General features: G+C 73.3%; 21 protein-coding genes. 10 read left to right on the top strand and 11 right to left on the bottom strand.

What is annotated here, in order from left to right; all coding sequences use genetic code 11:
• Positions 1-20: 20 nt before the first annotated feature.
• The 3 genes from B0E53_RS20560 to B0E53_RS20550 all read right to left on the bottom strand — a co-directional run bounded on the left by B0E53_RS20560 (position 21) and on the right by B0E53_RS20550 (position 3350).
• Entirely contained in the window at positions 21-1007 is a 987-nt protein-coding gene (locus B0E53_RS20560) for a glycosyltransferase family 2 protein (protein WP_281492882.1), read from the bottom strand.
• A gap of 95 nt (positions 1008-1102) precedes the next feature.
• Complete coding sequence (locus B0E53_RS20555) at positions 1103-2824, bottom strand: glycoside hydrolase family 3 protein (RefSeq protein WP_107077554.1); 1722 nt, start codon at positions 2822-2824, stop codon at positions 1103-1105.
• A 34-nt stretch (positions 2825-2858) separates the two neighbouring features.
• A complete protein-coding gene (locus B0E53_RS20550) occupies positions 2859-3350 on the bottom strand; it encodes a DUF3145 domain-containing protein (RefSeq protein WP_107077553.1) in 492 nt (163 codons plus the stop codon).
• Positions 3351-3681: 331 nt separating this feature from the next.
• Here B0E53_RS20550 and B0E53_RS20545 point away from each other — a divergent pair, with 331 nt between their 5' ends.
• A complete protein-coding gene (locus B0E53_RS20545; protein WP_107077552.1) occupies positions 3682-4011 on the top strand; it encodes a hypothetical protein in 330 nt (109 codons plus the stop codon).
• 65 nt (positions 4012-4076) lie between these two features.
• Here B0E53_RS20545 and B0E53_RS20540 read toward each other — a convergent pair whose 3' ends face one another.
• A complete protein-coding gene (locus B0E53_RS20540) occupies positions 4077-4688 on the bottom strand; it encodes a carbonic anhydrase (protein WP_107077551.1) in 612 nt (203 codons plus the stop codon).
• Between the two features lie 151 nt (positions 4689-4839).
• Between B0E53_RS20540 and B0E53_RS20535 the strand changes: the two genes are divergently transcribed.
• Both B0E53_RS20535 and B0E53_RS20530 read left to right on the top strand, forming a co-directional pair.
• Positions 4840-6813, top strand: a complete 1974-nt coding sequence (locus B0E53_RS20535) for an HAD-IC family P-type ATPase (protein WP_107077550.1) — start codon at positions 4840-4842, stop codon at positions 6811-6813.
• Positions 6803-7591, top strand: a complete 789-nt coding sequence (locus B0E53_RS20530; protein ID WP_107077549.1) for an MBL fold metallo-hydrolase — start codon at positions 6803-6805, stop codon at positions 7589-7591. Before B0E53_RS20535 ends, B0E53_RS20530 begins: the two co-directional genes overlap by 11 nt.
• A gap of 59 nt (positions 7592-7650) precedes the next feature.
• On the opposite strand, the gene B0E53_RS20525 is transcribed toward B0E53_RS20530, so the two are convergent.
• A complete protein-coding gene (locus B0E53_RS20525; RefSeq protein ID WP_107077548.1) occupies positions 7651-8070 on the bottom strand; it encodes a CBS domain-containing protein in 420 nt (139 codons plus the stop codon).
• 119 nt (positions 8071-8189) lie between these two features.
• On the opposite strand from B0E53_RS20525, the gene B0E53_RS20520 reads away from it, so the two are divergent.
• Positions 8190-8480, top strand: coding sequence for a hypothetical protein (locus tag B0E53_RS20520; RefSeq protein WP_146167721.1), 291 nt, complete (start codon positions 8190-8192; stop codon positions 8478-8480).
• A gap of 41 nt (positions 8481-8521) precedes the next feature.
• Positions 8522-8980: a GNAT family N-acetyltransferase gene (locus B0E53_RS20515; RefSeq protein ID WP_107077546.1), complete on the top strand. Its 459-nt coding sequence runs from the start codon at positions 8522-8524 to the stop codon at positions 8978-8980.
• A gap of 4 nt (positions 8981-8984) precedes the next feature.
• Here the strand turns inward: B0E53_RS20515 and B0E53_RS20510 are convergent, their stop codons facing one another.
• On the bottom strand, positions 8985-9932 hold the full coding sequence (locus B0E53_RS20510; RefSeq protein ID WP_107077557.1) for an L-threonylcarbamoyladenylate synthase: 948 nt from the start codon (positions 9930-9932) through the stop codon (positions 8985-8987).
• An 84-nt stretch (positions 9933-10016) separates the two neighbouring features.
• On the opposite strand from B0E53_RS20510, the gene B0E53_RS20505 reads away from it, so the two are divergent.
• A complete protein-coding gene (locus B0E53_RS20505) occupies positions 10017-10568 on the top strand; it encodes a hypothetical protein (RefSeq protein ID WP_146167720.1) in 552 nt (183 codons plus the stop codon).
• A gap of 52 nt (positions 10569-10620) precedes the next feature.
• The gene (locus B0E53_RS20500) at positions 10621-11520 is read left to right on the top strand and encodes an aminoglycoside phosphotransferase family protein (RefSeq protein WP_246835513.1); all 900 of its coding nucleotides are present in this window, start codon (positions 10621-10623) and stop codon (positions 11518-11520) included.
• Here the strand turns inward: B0E53_RS20500 and B0E53_RS20495 are convergent.
• Positions 11514-12122: a helix-turn-helix domain-containing protein gene (locus B0E53_RS20495; RefSeq protein WP_107077544.1), complete on the bottom strand. Its 609-nt coding sequence runs from the start codon at positions 12120-12122 to the stop codon at positions 11514-11516. The two genes, B0E53_RS20500 and B0E53_RS20495, sit on opposite strands and share 7 nt — an antisense overlap.
• A gap of 63 nt (positions 12123-12185) precedes the next feature.
• Here B0E53_RS20495 and B0E53_RS20490 point away from each other — a divergent pair, with 63 nt between their 5' ends.
• Positions 12186-12776: a dienelactone hydrolase family protein gene (locus tag B0E53_RS20490; protein ID WP_107077543.1), complete on the top strand. Its 591-nt coding sequence runs from the start codon at positions 12186-12188 to the stop codon at positions 12774-12776.
• Between the two features lie 120 nt (positions 12777-12896).
• Here B0E53_RS20490 and B0E53_RS20485 read toward each other — a convergent pair whose 3' ends face one another.
• From B0E53_RS20485 to B0E53_RS20475, 3 genes are all read right to left on the bottom strand, one after another.
• Positions 12897-13352 carry a pyridoxamine 5'-phosphate oxidase family protein gene (locus B0E53_RS20485; RefSeq protein ID WP_107077542.1) on the bottom strand — a complete coding sequence of 152 codons (456 nt, stop codon included), beginning with the start codon at positions 13350-13352 and terminating at the stop codon, positions 12897-12899.
• A gap of 39 nt (positions 13353-13391) precedes the next feature.
• Complete coding sequence (locus tag B0E53_RS20480) at positions 13392-13856, bottom strand: helix-turn-helix transcriptional regulator (protein WP_107077541.1); 465 nt, start codon at positions 13854-13856, stop codon at positions 13392-13394.
• A 65-nt stretch (positions 13857-13921) separates the two neighbouring features.
• Entirely contained in the window at positions 13922-14332 is a 411-nt protein-coding gene (locus tag B0E53_RS20475) for a VOC family protein (RefSeq protein WP_107077555.1), read from the bottom strand.
• Positions 14333-14842: 510 nt separating this feature from the next.
• On the opposite strand from B0E53_RS20475, the gene B0E53_RS40175 reads away from it, so the two are divergent.
• Positions 14843-14974 carry a hypothetical protein gene (locus B0E53_RS40175; RefSeq protein WP_281492881.1) on the top strand — a complete coding sequence of 44 codons (132 nt, stop codon included), beginning with the start codon at positions 14843-14845 and terminating at the stop codon, positions 14972-14974.
• 272 nt (positions 14975-15246) lie between these two features.
• Complete coding sequence (locus tag B0E53_RS20450) at positions 15247-15669, top strand: low temperature requirement protein A (protein ID WP_246835512.1); 423 nt, start codon at positions 15247-15249, stop codon at positions 15667-15669.
• A gap of 220 nt (positions 15670-15889) precedes the next feature.
• Here B0E53_RS20450 and B0E53_RS20445 read toward each other — a convergent pair whose 3' ends face one another.
• Positions 15890-16264: a peptidase inhibitor family I36 protein gene (locus B0E53_RS20445; protein WP_168215375.1), complete on the bottom strand. Its 375-nt coding sequence runs from the start codon at positions 16262-16264 to the stop codon at positions 15890-15892.
• Positions 16265-16447 lie beyond the last annotated feature (183 nt).

Below are 16447 nucleotides of genomic sequence, written 5' to 3'. Positions count from 1 at the left end.
GGCGCCGGCGGCGAGGGCGGTCACCGCAGGCTGTCGGCCAGCTCGGCGGGGTCCGGACGGGCCGGCCCGGCGGCGGCGCTGTCGCCGGCCACCAGGTAGGCGGGCCGGCCCTGCACGGCCGTGTAGATCCGGGCCACGTACTCGCCGAGCAGGCCGAGGCAGAGCAGCTGCACCGCGCCGAGGAAGAGGATCGCCACGTAGAGCGAGGGCCAGCCGCTGACCGTGGCGCCGGCGAACCAGGCCAGCACCGCCACCACCACGAGCACCCCGCAGACCGCCACCCCGACCAGGCCCAGCCAGGTGGCCATCCGCAGCGGGGCGGCGGAGAAGCTGGTGACGCTCTCGGCGGCCAGGCCGGCCATCCGGGACAGCGGGTACTTCGTCCGGCCGGCGGCGCGCTCCTGCCGCTCGTAGGTCACCTCGCCGCTGGGGAAGCCGAGCCAGGGCACCACCAGCCGGAGCACCGGGCCCCGCTCGGGCAGCTCCCGCAGCGCCTCCACGACGGCCCGGCTGAGCAGCCGGAAGTCGCCGGCCTGGGCGGGGACCTGCTCGCCGACCAACCGCCGGACCAGGCGGTAGTAGCCGCCCGCGGTCCACCTCTTGAACCGGGTGTCCCGGCTGCGGTCGGCCCGCACGGCGTAGACGACGTCCAGGCTGTCGGCGCGGGCCCGGCGGAGCAGCTCGACGATCACCTCGGGCGGATCTTGGAGGTCGGCGTCGATGCTGGCCACGTACGCGCCCCGGGCGCGGAGCAGGCCGGCGTGCAGGGCGGCCTGGTGCCCGCTGTTGCGGCGCAGCCGGAGCACCCGCAGCTCCGGCCAGCCGACCCGGAGCGCGGCCAGCGCCGCCGGGGTGCCGTCGGTGCTGCCGTCGTCGACGGCCACCACCTCGTACGCCTCGCCCAGCCCGTCCAGCACGCCGCGCAGCCGGACGGCGAGCAGCCGGAGGACGGCCTCCTCGTTGAACATCGGCACCACCACGGACAGGGCCGGCTGCGGCGCGGTCACGACACTCGACCCCCGGTTCCCTGGCGGCGGCGGACGGGGCCGACGCTACCAGTCGGGCAGGTCAGGGCCGGGTGGGTCGCCGGGCGCCGACCCGGTCAGGTGCCGCAGGTGGTGGCCGGCAGGCCGGACACCGGCACCGGGGAGCGGCCGGTCGGGCGGGCCTTGCCGGCGAGCACCGCGGCCAGCGCGGTCATCGACGCCCGGGTGGAGGAGTAGGTGGCCAGCAGGGTCGGCGACTTGGCTCCGGCCAGCACGTACGGGGTGTCCATGGCCACCGTCACGGTGGCGTCGGCGCGGAGGTCCTTGCTCCCGTCGCCGTACCCGACGAGGTGCACCACCGTGCCGCCGCTCGGCACCACCTTCACCCCGGCGGCGGTGAGCGCCTCGGCCAGCGCGGCCTTGGTGCGGTCCCGCCCGGCGGCGGCGGTGACGGTGACCGGGCCGGTCAGCCGGCTGCCGCAGCGACCGCGCAGCATGGTCACCGCGGCGGCGGCCAGGTCGGCGGCGGCCTTGCGGTGCGCGGCGCTGTCCAGCGTCGACAGCGCCGGTGCCGGCCGGTCGGCCAGCTTGAACTTCATGGTCAGCACCCGGGTGACCGCATCGACCAGCCGGGTCCGGGGCAGCGAGCCGTCCTTGAGCGCGGCCCGCAGCCCGTCGTACGCCTGGCCCACGTTCGGGGTCATCAGGATGAGGTCGTTGCCGGCGTTCAACGCCCGGACCGCGGCCTCCCCCGGCGACCACCGCTTGGCCGGCGCCATGTTCATCCCGTCGGTGATCACCACGCCCTGGAAGCCGAGCTGGCCGCGGAGCACGTCGGTGAGGAGCTTGCGGGAGAAGGTGGCCGGGGTGCCCGGGTCGATCGCCTTGACGTCCAGGTGGGCTGACATCACCGCCATGGCGCCGGCGTCGATCCCGGCGTGGAAGGGCGGGAACGCGGTGCGGTCCAGCACGGCGCGGGACTGCCTGACCACCGGCAGGTCGGTGTGCGAGTCGGCGGCGGTCAGCCCGTGCCCGGGGAAATGCTTGACGCTGGCCGCGACCCCCTCGGCCTGCAATCCGCGGACCGCGCCGGCCACCTGCGCCGAGGCGGTCTTCGGGTCGGCGCCGAAGGAGCGGGAGCCGATCACCGTGCTGCGGGTGGCCAGCACGTCGGCGACCGGGGCGAAGTCGAGGTTGACGCCCATGGCGGCCAGCTCGGCGCCGGCGGCCCGCCAGGCGGCCTCGGTCAGCGCCGGGTTGCCGGCCGCCCCGGCGGCCAGCGGGCTGGGCAGCAGGGTCACCCCGTCGGTGATCCGGGTGACCACGCCGTACTCCTGGTCGGTGCCGATCAGGAAGGGGGCGGGGCCGGCGGGCAGCCGGCCGGCGGCCTCGCGCAGCCCGTCGGTCAGCGCGCGGACCTGCTTCGGGTTGTCGACGTTGGTGGTCTCCTGGTTGCCCGAGGTGGGGTCGTCGGCGCTGAAGCCGACCAGGATGAGCCCGCCGAGGCGGTACTTGGCGACCATCTCGGCGGGGGTGTCGACCCCGGCCAGCGCCCGGTTGCCGGCCGCCGACCCGGGCGAGACCTTGGTGGCCGAGCTGCCGTACGCGTACGGCATCAGCACCTGGCCGACCAGGTCCTCGTCGGAGAGCGTCGCCACCAGGGCGGCCGCCCGGGCGGCCGGGTCGGCGGCGGTCGGCGTGGGGGCGGCCGACGACGGGGCCGGCGCCGGGCTCGACGGGGTGGGTCGGGATCGTTCCGGCTCACCGGAGCACCCGGAGACGAGCAGCGCGGTCAGTGCGGCGAGCGCGACGCCGGCGCGACGCGGGGAAATCGACACGCGCCCCACCGTATCGGGGCAACTTGACCTTCCGTCAGCCCACCCGGGTGAGCAGCGTCACGGGGGCGCCGTCCCCGGCGTAGCGGTAGGGCTCCAGCTCGGCGTCCCAGGCGGTGCCGAGCGCCTTGTCCAGGGCGTGCGCGAGCGCCTCCGGGGCCCGGGCGGACGCCATGATGCTGCGCAGCCGGTCCTCGCCGAGCTGGATGTCCCCGGCCGCGCCGACGGTGGCCCGGAACAGGCCGCGTCCCGGGACGTACATGAAGCGCTCGCCGTCGGTTCCCGGGCTGGGCTCCTCGGTCACCTCGAAACGGATCATGGGCCACTGCCGGAGGGCAGCAGCCAGCTCGGCGCCCGTCCCCGGGCTGCCGGTCCACCCGCACTCGGCGCGGCGCGCCCCGGGATCGACGGGCTGGGCCGTCCAGTGCAGGTTGACCGGCGCGGCGAGGACGCGCGCGATCGCCCACTCGACGTGCGAGGACACGGCGAGCGGGGTCGAGTGGACGTATACGACGCCACGCGTTGGCACGGTGACCTCCCGGTGAGCCGAGGTGCGTCTTCCCCTACGACCTCGTCCACCCGAGTGGCCTCTGCAACACATGATGACCCGTGTGACGGATGGTGCGCCAGCGAATCGGAAAATTCGCCGGCCCCGGTGACCGGGAAATACCCGGGCGGCTGACCCGGTTGTGCTCCCTGACGGCGCGACGACCAGCCAGGCGTCGAGGTCGTGTACAGTTCTCTGGGCGGTTCTGTGCCGCCGCACGTCTTCGCGGGCTGACGCTCACCCCGGGCGTCAAACCGCACATACAGCCCCCGGACGTTTTCCGTCCTCCCGTACGTCTGCAAGGAGTACCTCCGTGGCGAGCAACACCTCTAAGACCGCGCGCGCGTCAGTCCGGGCCGGCCAGGCTGGCCAGGGTGGCGCCCTCAGCGTGCTGGGCGAGTTCAAGTACCTGATCCCGCTCAACGGCGGCAAGCACGCCTACGTGCGCAACCTGACCAACGGCAAGACCGCGCACCTGCGCACCGACTCCGAGGCCTTCGTCGAGGAGATCCGGGTGCTGGCCGCCGCCGGCCACGCCGCCAAGCTGCGCGCCGAGATCAACGCGCTGGCCGCCACCCACCCGGACCACGGCTGGGACAAGACCGAGAAGCGTCTCGTCGAGGCCGGCGTCTTCGAGGGCTGAGCGCCCTCACCCGCGACACCACGAACCGCCCGCCGGGGGTCACCCCGGCGGGCGGTTCTGTCTGCTCACTCCTCCGGCAGCAGCGCCACCTCACCGGTGGCCAGGTCGTAGAGGGCGCCGACCACGGCGACCTCCCCGGCCGTGACCGGCCCGGCCAGCAGGTCGTCGGCGCGCAGGGTCGCCACCGTGCGGCGGACGTGCCGGCGGATGGCGAGGGGGTGTGCGTCCGGGTCGTCCACGCCGACCTCGTGGACCGCGGGCGCGATCCGGTCCACCACGTAGCGCAGCGAGCCGCCCGGCCGCCGCCCGCTGCGCAGCGCGTCGACCGCGGAGCCCACCGCGCCGCAGCGCTCGTGCCCGAGCACCATCACCAGCCGCACGCCGAGCTGCCCGACCACGTACTCGATCGAGCCGCAGACCGCCCGGTCGAGCACGTGCGCGCCGGTGCGGATCACGCAGATCGAGCCGAACGTCTGGTCGAAGATCGCCTCCAGCGGCACCCGCGAGTCGATGCAGCCCAGCAGCACCGCGTACGGCTGCTGGTCGCCGGAGGCCACCGCCGCGGCGGCGGTGACGTCGTGGCCGTGCACCGGCTGCCCGCTGACGAAGCGCCGGTTGCCGGCGAGCAGCTCGGCCAGGGCGGCCCGGGGCGTCCGGGCGGCGGCGGTGGGCGGCATGCCCTACAGCCTGGTCACCGATCGGACGCCGCGAAGCCGGGTTGGGAATCTTCTCACCACCCCGGTTGCCGTGTTGTCATGACGGGTACGCCGGTGTTACCGCCGGGTCACTCCGGTGTGACAGACACCGGTCGGCCCGGGAGGTGGACTCATGCCGGAGCACCTGGAGGTGCGCCTACCCGACGGCGTACGCCTGCACGTGGCGGCGACCGGACCGGTCGACGCGGAGGTCACCGCGATCCTGCTGCACGGCTGGACGCTGGACGGGCGGAGCTGGCACCGGCAGCTCGCCGACCTGCGCGACCGATTCGGCGGGCGGGTCCGGGTGGTGACCTACGACGCCCGCGGGCACGGCCGGTCGAGCTGCATGACGCTGCGCACCGCCACCTTGGCCCAGCTCGGCGACGACCTGGCCGCCGTGGTCGACCAGATCGTCCCGTCCGGGCGAATCGTGCTGGTGGGGCACTCGATGGGCGGAATGACCGTGATGGAGTACGCCCACCGCCACCCCGAGCACTTCGCCGGCCGCACCGCCGGCCTGGTCTTCGTCTCCACCACCGCCGAGGGGCACACCCACACCGCCTACGGGCTCTCCCCCCGGATCGCCCGGCTGATCCGGCTCGCCGAGACCACCGGCGCCGGGGTGCTGGCCCGCTGCGGCGCCTGGCGCCCGCCGCACGCGCTGCTGCGCGCGCTGCGCCCGAGCATCCGCTGGATGCTCTTCGGCGACCGCTGCGACCCGGCCGGCCCGTACCACGCCACGGTCGGCCGGACCGCCGACGGGCTGCGGCTCAGCGTGAAGGGCGCGCCCGAGTCGGTGCTGCCGCGCTGCGCCGCGCGGCGGACCGCCCAGGGTGACACGCCGCTGGATCCGGCCGGCCGGGACGCGCTGCACGCGATGCTCGCCGAACGGGCCGGGGCCGGGCACCGCATCCTGGCCGTGGCCGAGTGCCCGGTGGGCGCCGAGTCGGTGACCGACGAGCAGGTCGACGGGCTGGTCTTCGTCGGCTTCCTGGCTCTCGCCGACGGGGTGCGGGAGAGCGCCGCGCCCGCGGTGCGGCGGATCCGGCAGGCCGGCGTGCACACCATCATGATCACCGGAGACCACCCGGCCACCGCCGAGGCGATCGCCGACACCATCAGCCCCGACCACGGGGAGCAGCGGGTGGTCACCGCCACCGAGCTGGACCGGCTCGACGACGAGGCCCTCGCGGAACGGCTGATGGCCACCGACGTGGTGGCCCGCTGCACCCCGGCGCACAAGGTGCGGATCATCCAGGCGCTGCAACACCGGGGGCGGACGGTGGCGATGACCGGCGACGGCGCCAACGACGCGCCGGCCATCCGGCTCGCCGACGTGGGCATCGCACTCGGCCAGCGCGGCACCCCGGCGGCCCGCGCCGCCGCGGACCTGGTGGTCACCGACGACCGGCTGGAGACGATCATCGCGACCCTGGTGGAGGGGCGGGCCATGTGGTCGTCGGTCCGCCACGCGCTGAGCATCCTGGTCGGCGGCAACCTCGGCGAGATCGCGTTCAGCGTGCTGACCGCCGCCAGCACCGGCCGGTCGGCGCTCACCGGCCGGCAACTGCTCCTGGTCAACCTGCTCACCGACCTGGTACCCGCGCTGGCCATCGCGGTCCGCCCGCCCGCCTCCGACGGGGCCGACCACCTGCTGCGGGAGGGACCGGACACCTCGCTGGGCGAGACGCTGACCCGGGAGATCGCGCTCCGGGCCGGCGCCACCACGCTCGGCGCGACCGCCGGGTGGACGCTCGCCCGGTGGACCGGCCGCGAGCGCCGGGCGGGCACGGTCGCGCTCGCCTCGCTGGTCGGCACCCAGCTCGGCCAGACCGTGCTGGCCGGCGGCACCAGCCCCACCGTGCTGGCCTCCACCGCCGCCTCGATCGGCGTGCTGATCGCTGTGGTGCAGACGCCCGGGGTCAGCCAGTTCTTCGGCTGCACCCCGCTCGGCCCGGTGGGCTGGAGCATCGCCGCCGGCTCCGCGCTCGGCGCCACCTTCGCCAACGGCGCGCTGACCCGGCTGGTCGACCGCCTGCCCCAGCGCGCCCACGACTCGCATGGGGAAACCGATCAGGGGTACGGCGAGGAGCATGGCGCCTGAGGTGACCTTCATCGGTACGGCCACGACGGTACTGCGGCTCGGCGGATTCACGCTGCTCACCGACCCGAACTTCCTGCACCGCGGCCAGCGGGCCTACCTCGGCAGGGGACTCTGGTCGAAGCGCAGCACCGACCCGGCGCTGACCATCCCCGAGCTGCCCACGCTGGACGCCGTGGTCCTGTCCCACCTGCACGGCGACCACTTCGACCGGGTGGCCCGGCGCGGCCTGGACCGCGCCCTGCCGATCGTCACCACGCCCGAGGCGGAACGGAAGCTGCGCCGCTGGGGTTTCCGGGCGGCGGAGGGCCTGCCCACCTGGCGCTCGTACGAGCTGCGCCGCGGGAACGAGACGCTGCGGCTGACCGCCCTGCCCGGCCAGCACGGGCCCGGCGCGCTGGACCGGCTGCTGCCCGACGTGATGGGCACCCTGATCGACCTGGAACACACCGGCGAACGGCGGTTCCGGCTCTACGTCACCGGCGACACACTGCGCCGGCCGCAGCTCGCACAGATCCCCGAACGGTTTCCGGACATCGACGCCATGCTGATCCACCTCGGCGGCACGAAGGTCGCCGGCATCCTGCTCACCATGGACGCGCGGCAGGGCGCCGACGTCGTGGAGCTGATCCGGCCCCGGCTCACCGTGCCGGTCCACTACGACGACTACCCGGTGTTCCGCTCCCCGCTGCGGCACTTCGTCGAGGAGGCCCGGCGGCGCGGCTTCCTCCGGCAGGTCCGCACCATCCACCGGGGCGAGACCGTGCCGCTGACGTCCTGATGCGGCTCGCCGCCCTCCCCGGCGCGGGCCGGAGGGGCGGCGAACGGTCGGCGGCGCGGTCAGGCGCGCTCGGAGATCGCCTCGATGAGGTCGCCCACCGGGCGTTCCGGCAGCGAGCGGGCCACGTCGGCGACGGCCACGATGCCGACGAGGTCGTGCCCGTCGATCACCGGCAGCCGGCGTACCTTGTGCTGGCCCATGGTCCGCAGGATCTCGGCGGCGTCGTCGTCCGCGCCAATGGTCACGGCCTCGCCCTGGGCCAGCTCACCGGCGGTCACGTCGGCCGGATCCTTCCCCTGGGCCAGCACCTTCACCACGATGTCCCGGTCGGTCACCATGCCCTTGAGGCGGTTGTCGTCGCCGCAGATGGGCAGCGAGCCCACCCCGAGCTCGGCCATCCGCCGGGCGGCGGTCCGGAGGTCGTCCTGCTCCCGGACACAACTCACGTCGCTTGTCATGATCTCGCGTGCGGTCGGCATTGGCATGACACCTCACTTTCGGGGGGTTGTTACCCGTACCTCCTACCCCCGGCGGCCGCGGCCATGCCGCCGACATGGACGGCGGACCGGTGGGAACACCGCTCGTGGAGGTGATGGAGATGCCCTTTGTGCAGGTCGTCGAGTACCAGACCGACCGCCCCGACGAAGTACGCCGACTCAGCGAGGAGTGGACGCGCGATCACCCGTCCCCCGGGCCGGCCCGGGTCACCCTCGCCGAGGACCGGGACAAGCCGGGCCACTTCGTGATGGTCGCCGAGTTCGACAGCTACGAGCAGGCCATGGCGCACAGCGGGCGCCCGGAGACCGGCGCATACGCCGAGCAGGTGCGGCGGCTGGCCAGCGGCGAACCCCGCTACGTCAACCTGGAGGTCGCTCACCAGCTGGCGTAAGGCGGTCGCTGGAGGGCCGGCGCGGCGGCTAGGGTGCCGCCGTGCCGTCACCCCGCCTGGAGCAGATCACCCCGGACAACGTCCTGGCCGCCTGCGCGATCGCCGTCCGTCCCGACCAGGAGGGGCTGGTCGCCCCGGTCGCCCGGTCGCTCGCCGAGGCGTACGCCCAGCCGGCGGTCGCCTGGCCCCGGCTGATCGTCGACGACGACCGCCCGGTGGGCTTTCTCATGGGCTTCCTCGACGTCCAGTGGGGTCGAGACGCGACCGACGTCCGCTCCGGCCTCTGGCGGCTGAACATCGCCGCGGACCAGCAGGGTCGAGGCTACGGGCGGTTCGCCGTGGCGGCGCTCGCCGACGAGCTGCGCCGCCGGGGCGCGGACCGGATGTTCGTCACCTGGGCGCCCGGCCCGCACGGCCCGGAACGTTTCTACCGCCGCCTCCGCTTCCGGCTCACCGGCGAGGTCAGCGGCGATCAGGTGGTCGGCGAACTGGCCCTCTGAGGGGTCAGTGCCAGGTGGCGGCGGCCCGCCGCAGCCGGTCGTTGATCGCCCGGCCCACGCCGACCTCGGGGACCGGCTCGGCCACGATCTCGGTCACCCCGGTGGCGTCGAGCCGGTGCAGGGCGTCGAAGAGCCGCGCGGCCGCCACGGTCAGGTCACCCTCGGGCGACAGCACCTCCACCGCCGCCCAGTCACCCTCGGCCGGCGGCTCCCGGAAGGCCAGGAATCCCCGCCGGCCGCCGTCCCCCTCGGCCGCCGCGCCCAGCCGCAACGGGGTACGCGGGGCGTAGTGCGCGGCCAGCGTCCCGGGTGCGACGGGCTGGCCCGAGCTGCCCTGGCGTACCTCCACCGGGCCGACCGCCTCGACCAGCGCCTCCACCGGCAGCGCGCCCAGCCGGAGCACCACCGGCCGGTCGCCCCGCGCGTCCACGATGGTCGACTCAATCCCGCACCGGGTCGGCCCGCCGTCGAGCACCACGTCCACGGCGGCGCCCAGCCCGGCCACCACGTGCTCGGCCCGGGTGGGGCTGAGCTGCCCGAACCGGTTGGCGCTCGGCGCCGCCACCGGCACCCCGGCGGCGGCGATCAACGCCCGCGCGGACGGCTCGTCCGGCACCCGGACCGCCATGGTGTCCAGGCCGGACGTGACGATCGGCGGGATCGCCGCCGGCCGGTCCACGATCAGGGTGAGCGGGCCGGGCCAGAAGCGCGCCACCAGCGCGGCCACCGCAGGCGGCACCGCGCCGACCAGACCGGGCAGGTCGGCGGCGTCGGCCAGGTGGCTGATCAGCGGGTCGAAGCTGGGTCGGGCCTTCGCCTCGAAGATCCGGGCCGCGGCCCGGGCGTCCAGGGCGTTCGCGCCCAGACCGTAGACCGTCTCGGTGGGGAAGGCGACCAGCCCGCCCGAGCGCAGGACGGCGGCGGCCTCGGCGATGCCGCTCTCGGCCGGCAGGACGCGCGGGGATCCGGTGCTCACGCACCGACGCTAGCCTGCCGCGGGCACGCGCCGGCACCGGCCCGGCCCTAGGCTGGCCACGTGGGCAGGCGGGTGGCGCTGGTGCTGGCCGGGATCCTCGTGCTCGTCGGCTGCCTCGGCGTGGCAGCGACCGTGCCGGCCGTCCAACGGGCCATTTCGCCCCACGCCGAACCCACGCCCGTCCCGCTCCGGCTCACCGGACGGACCTACGACGATTTCAGCGTCGACCTGGACCATGCCGGCCGGTACGCGGTCTGGGCCACCCGGCCGACCACCGCGCCCGACCGGGAGCGCTGCCGGGTCGCCGGGCCGGACGGCCGACCGGTGCCGGCGACCGCGGCCGGGCACCTGGTGTGGATCGAGGTCGCCACCGACGACACCCTCTGGACCTCGATTTTCGGCTTCGCCGCCCCGGCCGCCGGCACCTACCGGCTCTCCTGCCGGCTCGACCCCGGCTCGCCCGGTCAGCAGTACACGGTGACCCGGGAGCCGGACCGCCGGCTCGCCCTGCGCCTGCGGCTGGAGCTGTGGCGGGGACTGCTGGTGGCGGCCCTGCCAGCCGGCCTGGCGGTCCTCGGCATGACGCTGACCTGGCGCCGCCGGGCGGACTGAACTCGTTTGCGTCCCGCGCCTGGGCCGATCCAGGATGATCGGCGTGAGCCGGATGAAGATGCACGCCGACGAGGTGCAGACCGACGTCGACCTGGTCCGTCGGCTGCTCGCCGGGCAGTTCCCGCACTGGGCCGACCGGCCGCTCCGCCTCGTTCCGTCGTACGGGACGGACCACGACATCTACCGGCTCGGCGACGACCTGGCCGTGCGGCTGCCGCGGATCGGCTGGGCCACGAGGCAGGCGGCCCGGGAGGCCGAGTGGCTGCCCCGGCTGGCCCCGCACCTGCCGCTCGCCCTGCCCGTGCCGGTGGCCATGGGCCGCCCCGCCGAGGGCTACCCGTTCGACTGGTCGGTCTACGAGTGGCTGCCCGGCGAAAACGCCGCCACCACCGGTCTCGACGACCTGGACCGGGCGGCGGTCGACCTGGCCGCCTTCGTCGCCGCGCTGCGGCGGATCGACACCACCGGCGCGTACCCCCGACCGCCCCGCGCCCGGGGCGCGGACCTCGCCGAGCTGGACGACGGGGTCCGGGACGCGGTACGCCGGCTCGGCGACCGGGTCGACGGCGGCGCGGTGCTGCGGGCCTGGGAGGAGTCGCTGGACGCGCCGGCCTGGGACGGCCCCGGGGTCTGGCTGCACGGCGACCTGCTGCCCGGCAACCTGCTGGTGGTCGACGGCCGGCTCTCCGCGGTCATCGACTTCGGCGGGCTCAACGTCGGGGACCCGGCCTGCGACCTGCAGCCGGCGTGGAACATCTTCACCGGCCGTAGTCGCGCCCGGTTCCGCACCGAACTGGCGGTGGACGACGCCTCCTGGCTGCGCGGCCGGGGCTGGGCGCTGCTCCAGGCCGTGATCGCCCTGCCCTACTACTGGGACACCAACCCGGGAATCGTCCGGCAGGCCTCCCACGCACTGCGCGAGGTGCTGGCCGACGCGGCCCCCCGCTACTGACCGGCGTCCCGGTCGGGTCGGTCGGCCGGGTCCCGGTCAGTGTCCGGGAGGGTGGGCGCGTCGGTGGGATAGAGGCCGGCGACGAAGCCGTACACCTGGTCCCCGGACCGGGGGATCTGGGCGAAGCGGCGGGCGAGCGCCTGGACCTCCGCCCAGAACGTCCGCACCTCCTCGATCGGGATGCGCGCGTGGACGAGCGTGCACCGCAGGTCGTCCGCGGCGTGGGCCGGGGCGGCCTCGGCGGCCGCCTCGGCGAGGCCGTTGATGCGCGCCACGACCTGCTTGTCCTCGGGCCGGTTGAGCACCCCGACGTAGAAGGTGCGGGCGACCCGGCCGTAGAACCGCTCCTCGATCGCCCGGACCCGCCGGGTCCGCACAACCTGGAGCAGGCCGGCGTCGACCAGCAGGTTCACGTGGTAGGCCACGCTGCTCTTCGGACGGTCGACCGCCCGGGCCATCTCGTTGACCGTGGCGGCCCGCTCCAGGACCAGCTCCAGAAGGGTGGCGCGCAGCGGGTCGGCCAGCGCCCGCAACTGTTCGGGTGCGGTGACCACGAGCATCTCGGGGAGGTCGTAATCCGGGATCTGCTGATTGACCGACATTTCTCGACCGTTCTAGAATTCTGGATCATTCGATCGCTCTGGTTCGTTGACAGGAGTCTAGAGATGGCCGACATCGTCCTCTTCCATCACCTGCAGGGGCTCACCGACGGCGTACGCGCCTTCGCCGACCAGCTGCGCGCCGGCGGGCACACCGTGCACACCCCCGACCTGTTCGACGGCGAGCGGCCGGCGACCATCGACGAGGGCGCCGCGCTGACCAAGCGCATCGGTGGCGAGGTGCTCGACGAGCGCGCCGACCGGGTCGTGGCCGACCTGCCGAAGGAGCTCGTCTACGCCGGTTTCTCCTGGGGTGCCGCCACCGCGCAACGGCTCGCCCAGACCCGGTCCGGCGCCCGCGGCGCCCTGCTCTACGAGTCCTGCCTGCCGGTCACCGGCGAATGGGCCGTCGGCCCGTGGCCCGAGGCGGTCCCGGTGCAGATCCACGGCATGGACAGGGACCCGTTCTTCGCCCTGGAGGGCGACATCGACTCCGCCCGCGAGCTGGTCGGGATCGTCGGACCCGAGCGGGGCGAACTGTTCGTCTACCCGGGCGAGGCACACCTGTTCACCGACAGCTCGCTGCCGTCCTACGACGCCGACGCGACGGCCCTGGTGGTACGGCGCTCGCGGGAGCTCCTGGACCGGCTGGGCTGAGCCGTCAGTGGCACAGCACCGCCACGTTGACGAAGAGGCCGCACGCGAGCCCCAGGCGGGGTTCGCGAACGCGCTATCTCCGTCGACGTCTTCAGGATCGGCGCGAATGGCCGCTGGCGGTCAGCCGAGCCAGCGGCCGTCGCGCATGAGGTCGCGTCCCCGAAGCTCGTTCGCCTCCCGCCAGGCCTGGATGCGCCGCGGCCGGATCCGGAAGTACTGGTAGGGCTCGTCGAGCTCGCGCGGGTCGAAACCCGTCCTGGTCGCGAACGCGTCGCCCGTCTCCGGGGCGAGGTCCGGGATGTCCACCGGCTCGGCGACACCCTCGACGATGACGACGTCGCGGGTCGGCCCGAGGCTGAGTCGCACCCGCCCGTCCGCCAGCAGGTTACGGCCGGTGACCGAGGCGCGCGGCGTCGAGATGAGGAACGCGGTGCCGTCCCAGAGGTACGAGAGCGGGATGAGATGGACGCCGCCCGGGAAGCCCGACGTCGCGACCCAGAGATCGATGTCGCTCTCCAGTTTCGCGCGGGTGTCCCGCAGCCTCTCCTCAAGCCCACGTGGCGGCGCGTCCGTCATGCTTCCCCATCTCGTCGATCTGCCGGGTGGCCGTGGTCATCACGCCAGGAGCGCTGCGGCGACCGGCGTTTCCTGGTTCCTGACCGGCCTGCTCACCTGCTTCGTCACGCATGGCGGCATCCCCGCCGCCACGCCCTCCGCACGGCGCCGGTAGGCGCTGGGCGGTACGCCGACCAACTCGGTGAAGCGGCTGCTGAAGGTGCCCAGCGACGAGCAGCCGACCGCGAAACAGACCTCGGTGACGCTGAGGTCGCCGCGACGCAGCAGCGCCGCCGCGCGCTCGATCCGCCGGGTCATCAGATAGGAGTACGGCGACTCGCCGTAGGCCAGCCGGAACTGGCGGCTGAGGTGCCCGGCCGACATGTTCACGCCGCGGGCGAGCGCCTCGACGTTCAGCGGCTGCGTGTACTCCCGGTCGATCCGGTCCCGGACGCGGCGCAGCCGGGTGAGGTCGGTCAGGCGCTGCGCGTGCGCGCGTGCGCGCCCCCACGAGGGGTGACACATGAGGGAAGTCCTTTCCTCGATGCCCGAGGCGCCGGCCTTGACGGGCGGATGGATGACCGGACGTGTCAGCGAAGCTCCTGGATGCGGACCAGATTGCCCGCCGGGTCACGGAAGGCGCAGTCGCGGATGCCGTACGGCTGCTCGGTCGGCTCCTGGACGACCTCGGCGTCGCCGGCCTGCACCCTCTCGAAGGTGCCGTCGAGGTCCCGGGTGGCCAGCAGGATCCAGCCGTAGGTGCCCTTGGCCATCATCTCGGCGATGGTGCGGCGCTCGTCCTCGGTGATCCCGGGATCGGTGGCCGGCGGCGCCAGGAGGATGGACGTGTCGGGCTGGCCGACGGGGCCGACCGTGATCCAGCGCATCTTGCCCTGGCCGACGTCGTTGCGGACCTCGAAGCCGAGGACGTCGCGGTAGAAGGCCAGCGACTCGTCCGGGTCGACATGCGGGAGGGAACTCGTGTGGATGGTGATGTCCATGACGATCATGCTAGGCACGGCAGGGTCCCCGGGCTTCTCGATTCCTGATCGATCCGCCCATCTGTTTCGCCGACCGGGCCGGTCGACACGTCATCTGCCACGCCGACGTCCACCCCTGCACCCTGGTCGCCGACGGTGATGGTCCACTGCACGTCTTGGACCGGGATGGGCCGATCCTCGCGCCGGGCGAGCGGGACCTGATGTTCGTCTACAGCATCCTCGACCCCGGGGCCAGTCCGGAGTCTCGGGCCAACGACCTGCACTGGCTGACCCGCATCGCCGAGACCGTTGCCGACCCCGGCTGGGCGGCTCAGCGTCCCGGTACCGGGACCGGTCGGGGTCGATCTGACGACGCTCCCGCCGTAGCGCGCCACCAGCGGCGCGACGCCAGCGCGGCCAGCCCGGCGCCGGCAGTGTTGAGCAGTACGCCCTCCACAGAAGACACCCGGTCCAGCCGGGAACATCGCTACGGCGGGCGGTTGCCTGGCGTCCCAGTATCTCGCCGCGTGGGTGATCACCCGGCTGCTCGGGGAGGACGCCGCGCGCGATGTCATCGACTACGCGGCTCCGGTGGGCGAGAACCAGGAAACCGTCGAACGCGCGATGCGTGCAGTCCACGTGGGCGAGGTTGCACTGCGCTGACACTCGCGATCGCCCCTTCGCGACGCGCTGCCGGAGCTGGGCACCCGGGTGTGTGCCACCGTCCCAACTTCCGCCTCCCTGAGGCGATCAACTGTCGCGGGGGCGGCCGGTTGGCAGAGTGAGGTCCGTGCGGAGATTCGGTCGACTTCAGCTGGCTCAGGGGGAGGGCAGTGTTACTCGGCTGGAGTTGTTCCTGGATCTGATTTTCGTGTTCGCGTTTCTGAACGTCACGGGTGTGACCGCCGAACAGCTTAATCCGGCCGGCTTGCCTCGTGGTCTGCTGCTGCTTGTGGGGGTGTTGGGCGCCGTACGCGTGGCTGGGCAACATCCTGCGGCTGGACCGGGGCATCATGCCGGTGTTCATGTTCGGGCTCAGCGCGACGCTGTTCGTATTGGGCCTGACGGCCAGGGAGGCATTCATCGACCGCGCCGGCGGGCTCTCCGGGCCGGTCGTGTTCGCGATCTGCTACATCCTCGCCCGCAGTGGCGCACTCGTGTTCGCCACCGCCGCCCGCGTGGCGCAACCGGGCACGCGCCAGCGGCTGTGGAAAGCCGTGCCGTTGATCGTGGCCGGTGAGCTGGCGTTGCTGGCTGCTGCCCTCGTGCCGTCGTATGAGCACAGTGAGCAGGCGTTCGTCGGGGATCTTCGCCCCGCTCAACGGGCTGGCTCCAACCGACAGCGCGCGGGCTCCTGATGGGCACCGCCGCGATCACCGGCGTACACAACCACCGGGCGGTGAGCTGACCGACGGAAAGATTCTCGACACCGGCTGACGCCAACGCCTGACTGACTTCACCGAAGTCAGTCAGGCGTTGGACTTCCCCGAAGTCCTACGCACCGTCACTGGCCGGAGATCTACGGCTTATGGGGGTAGCCAACTTCTGGGTAGCGCTCCTGGTCCGCGTCAGGCTGGGTCAACACTTCTGGGCACTGCTGGCGATGTCGTTCCAGCCGTAGTTGCGGAAGTCATGGATCTGCGAGTTCGGCGGGAACACCAAGCGCCGGCCACCGAAATTTGAGTGCTCGTATAGGCACCAGGTGTTGCCGGAGCGGTTGTAGGCAGAGCTAGCTTTGTCGTTCCAGTCCCCCTGGATCTCGAGCCAGGGGAAGTAGCTGCCGTCTAAGACAGTCCGGCTTCCAGTGAAATTGATGTCCTTCCAGAGGCAGAACTCATTCGACGGGCAGTCCGACTGGGCAGCGCTCGCCGGAGACGGGCTGACGAGAGGGGCAAGCAGACCCGCTAGACCGACGGCTAACACGGTAGCTAGGAACGTGCGCTTCCGCTTCACGTGGTTCCCTCCGTACATTCGGTGACACAGTGGTGTCTTGCTGTGGATCAGTGGCGCCCGACATGCGCGCAACACCTCGTCCAGAGGGAAAACGGGTGCATCCAGTGAGCAATGCTCGAAACCTGTGGATGAGCGTCGGGAGGCGTACCCTCCCGGCGACGCTCCATGTCCAAGGAATCGAGT

The organism is Micromonospora sp. MH33, from assembly GCF_003013775.1.
In the GTDB taxonomy this organism is placed as follows: Bacteria; Actinomycetota; Actinomycetes; order Mycobacteriales; family Micromonosporaceae; genus Micromonospora; species Micromonospora fulviviridis.
This window is presented reverse-complemented; position numbering and strand designations above follow the sequence as displayed.

Excerpts from the sequence above, each read along its gene's own strand:
- B0E53_RS20495 (WP_107077544.1), bottom strand. The coding sequence starts at position 12,122 with ATGTCGGTCAATCAGCAGATCCCGGATTACGACCTCCCCGAGATGCTC.
- B0E53_RS20540 (WP_107077551.1), bottom strand. The coding sequence starts at position 4,688 with ATGCCGCCCACCGCCGCCGCCCGGACGCCCCGGGCCGCCCTGGCCGAG.
- B0E53_RS20520 (WP_146167721.1), top strand. The coding sequence starts at position 8,190 with ATGCCCTTTGTGCAGGTCGTCGAGTACCAGACCGACCGCCCCGACGAA.
- B0E53_RS20480 (WP_107077541.1), bottom strand. The coding sequence starts at position 13,856 with ATGTGTCACCCCTCGTGGGGGCGCGCACGCGCGCACGCGCAGCGCCTG.
- B0E53_RS20485 (WP_107077542.1), bottom strand. The coding sequence starts at position 13,352 with ATGACGGACGCGCCGCCACGTGGGCTTGAGGAGAGGCTGCGGGACACC.
- B0E53_RS20475 (WP_107077555.1), bottom strand. The coding sequence starts at position 14,332 with ATGGACATCACCATCCACACGAGTTCCCTCCCGCATGTCGACCCGGAC.
- B0E53_RS20535 (WP_107077550.1), top strand. The coding sequence starts at position 4,840 with ATGCCGGAGCACCTGGAGGTGCGCCTACCCGACGGCGTACGCCTGCAC.
- B0E53_RS20500 (WP_246835513.1), top strand. The coding sequence starts at position 10,621 with ATGAAGATGCACGCCGACGAGGTGCAGACCGACGTCGACCTGGTCCGT.
- B0E53_RS20525 (WP_107077548.1), bottom strand. The coding sequence starts at position 8,070 with ATGCCGACCGCACGCGAGATCATGACAAGCGACGTGAGTTGTGTCCGG.
- B0E53_RS20490 (WP_107077543.1), top strand. The coding sequence starts at position 12,186 with ATGGCCGACATCGTCCTCTTCCATCACCTGCAGGGGCTCACCGACGGC.
- B0E53_RS20530 (WP_107077549.1), top strand. The coding sequence starts at position 6,803 with ATGGCGCCTGAGGTGACCTTCATCGGTACGGCCACGACGGTACTGCGG.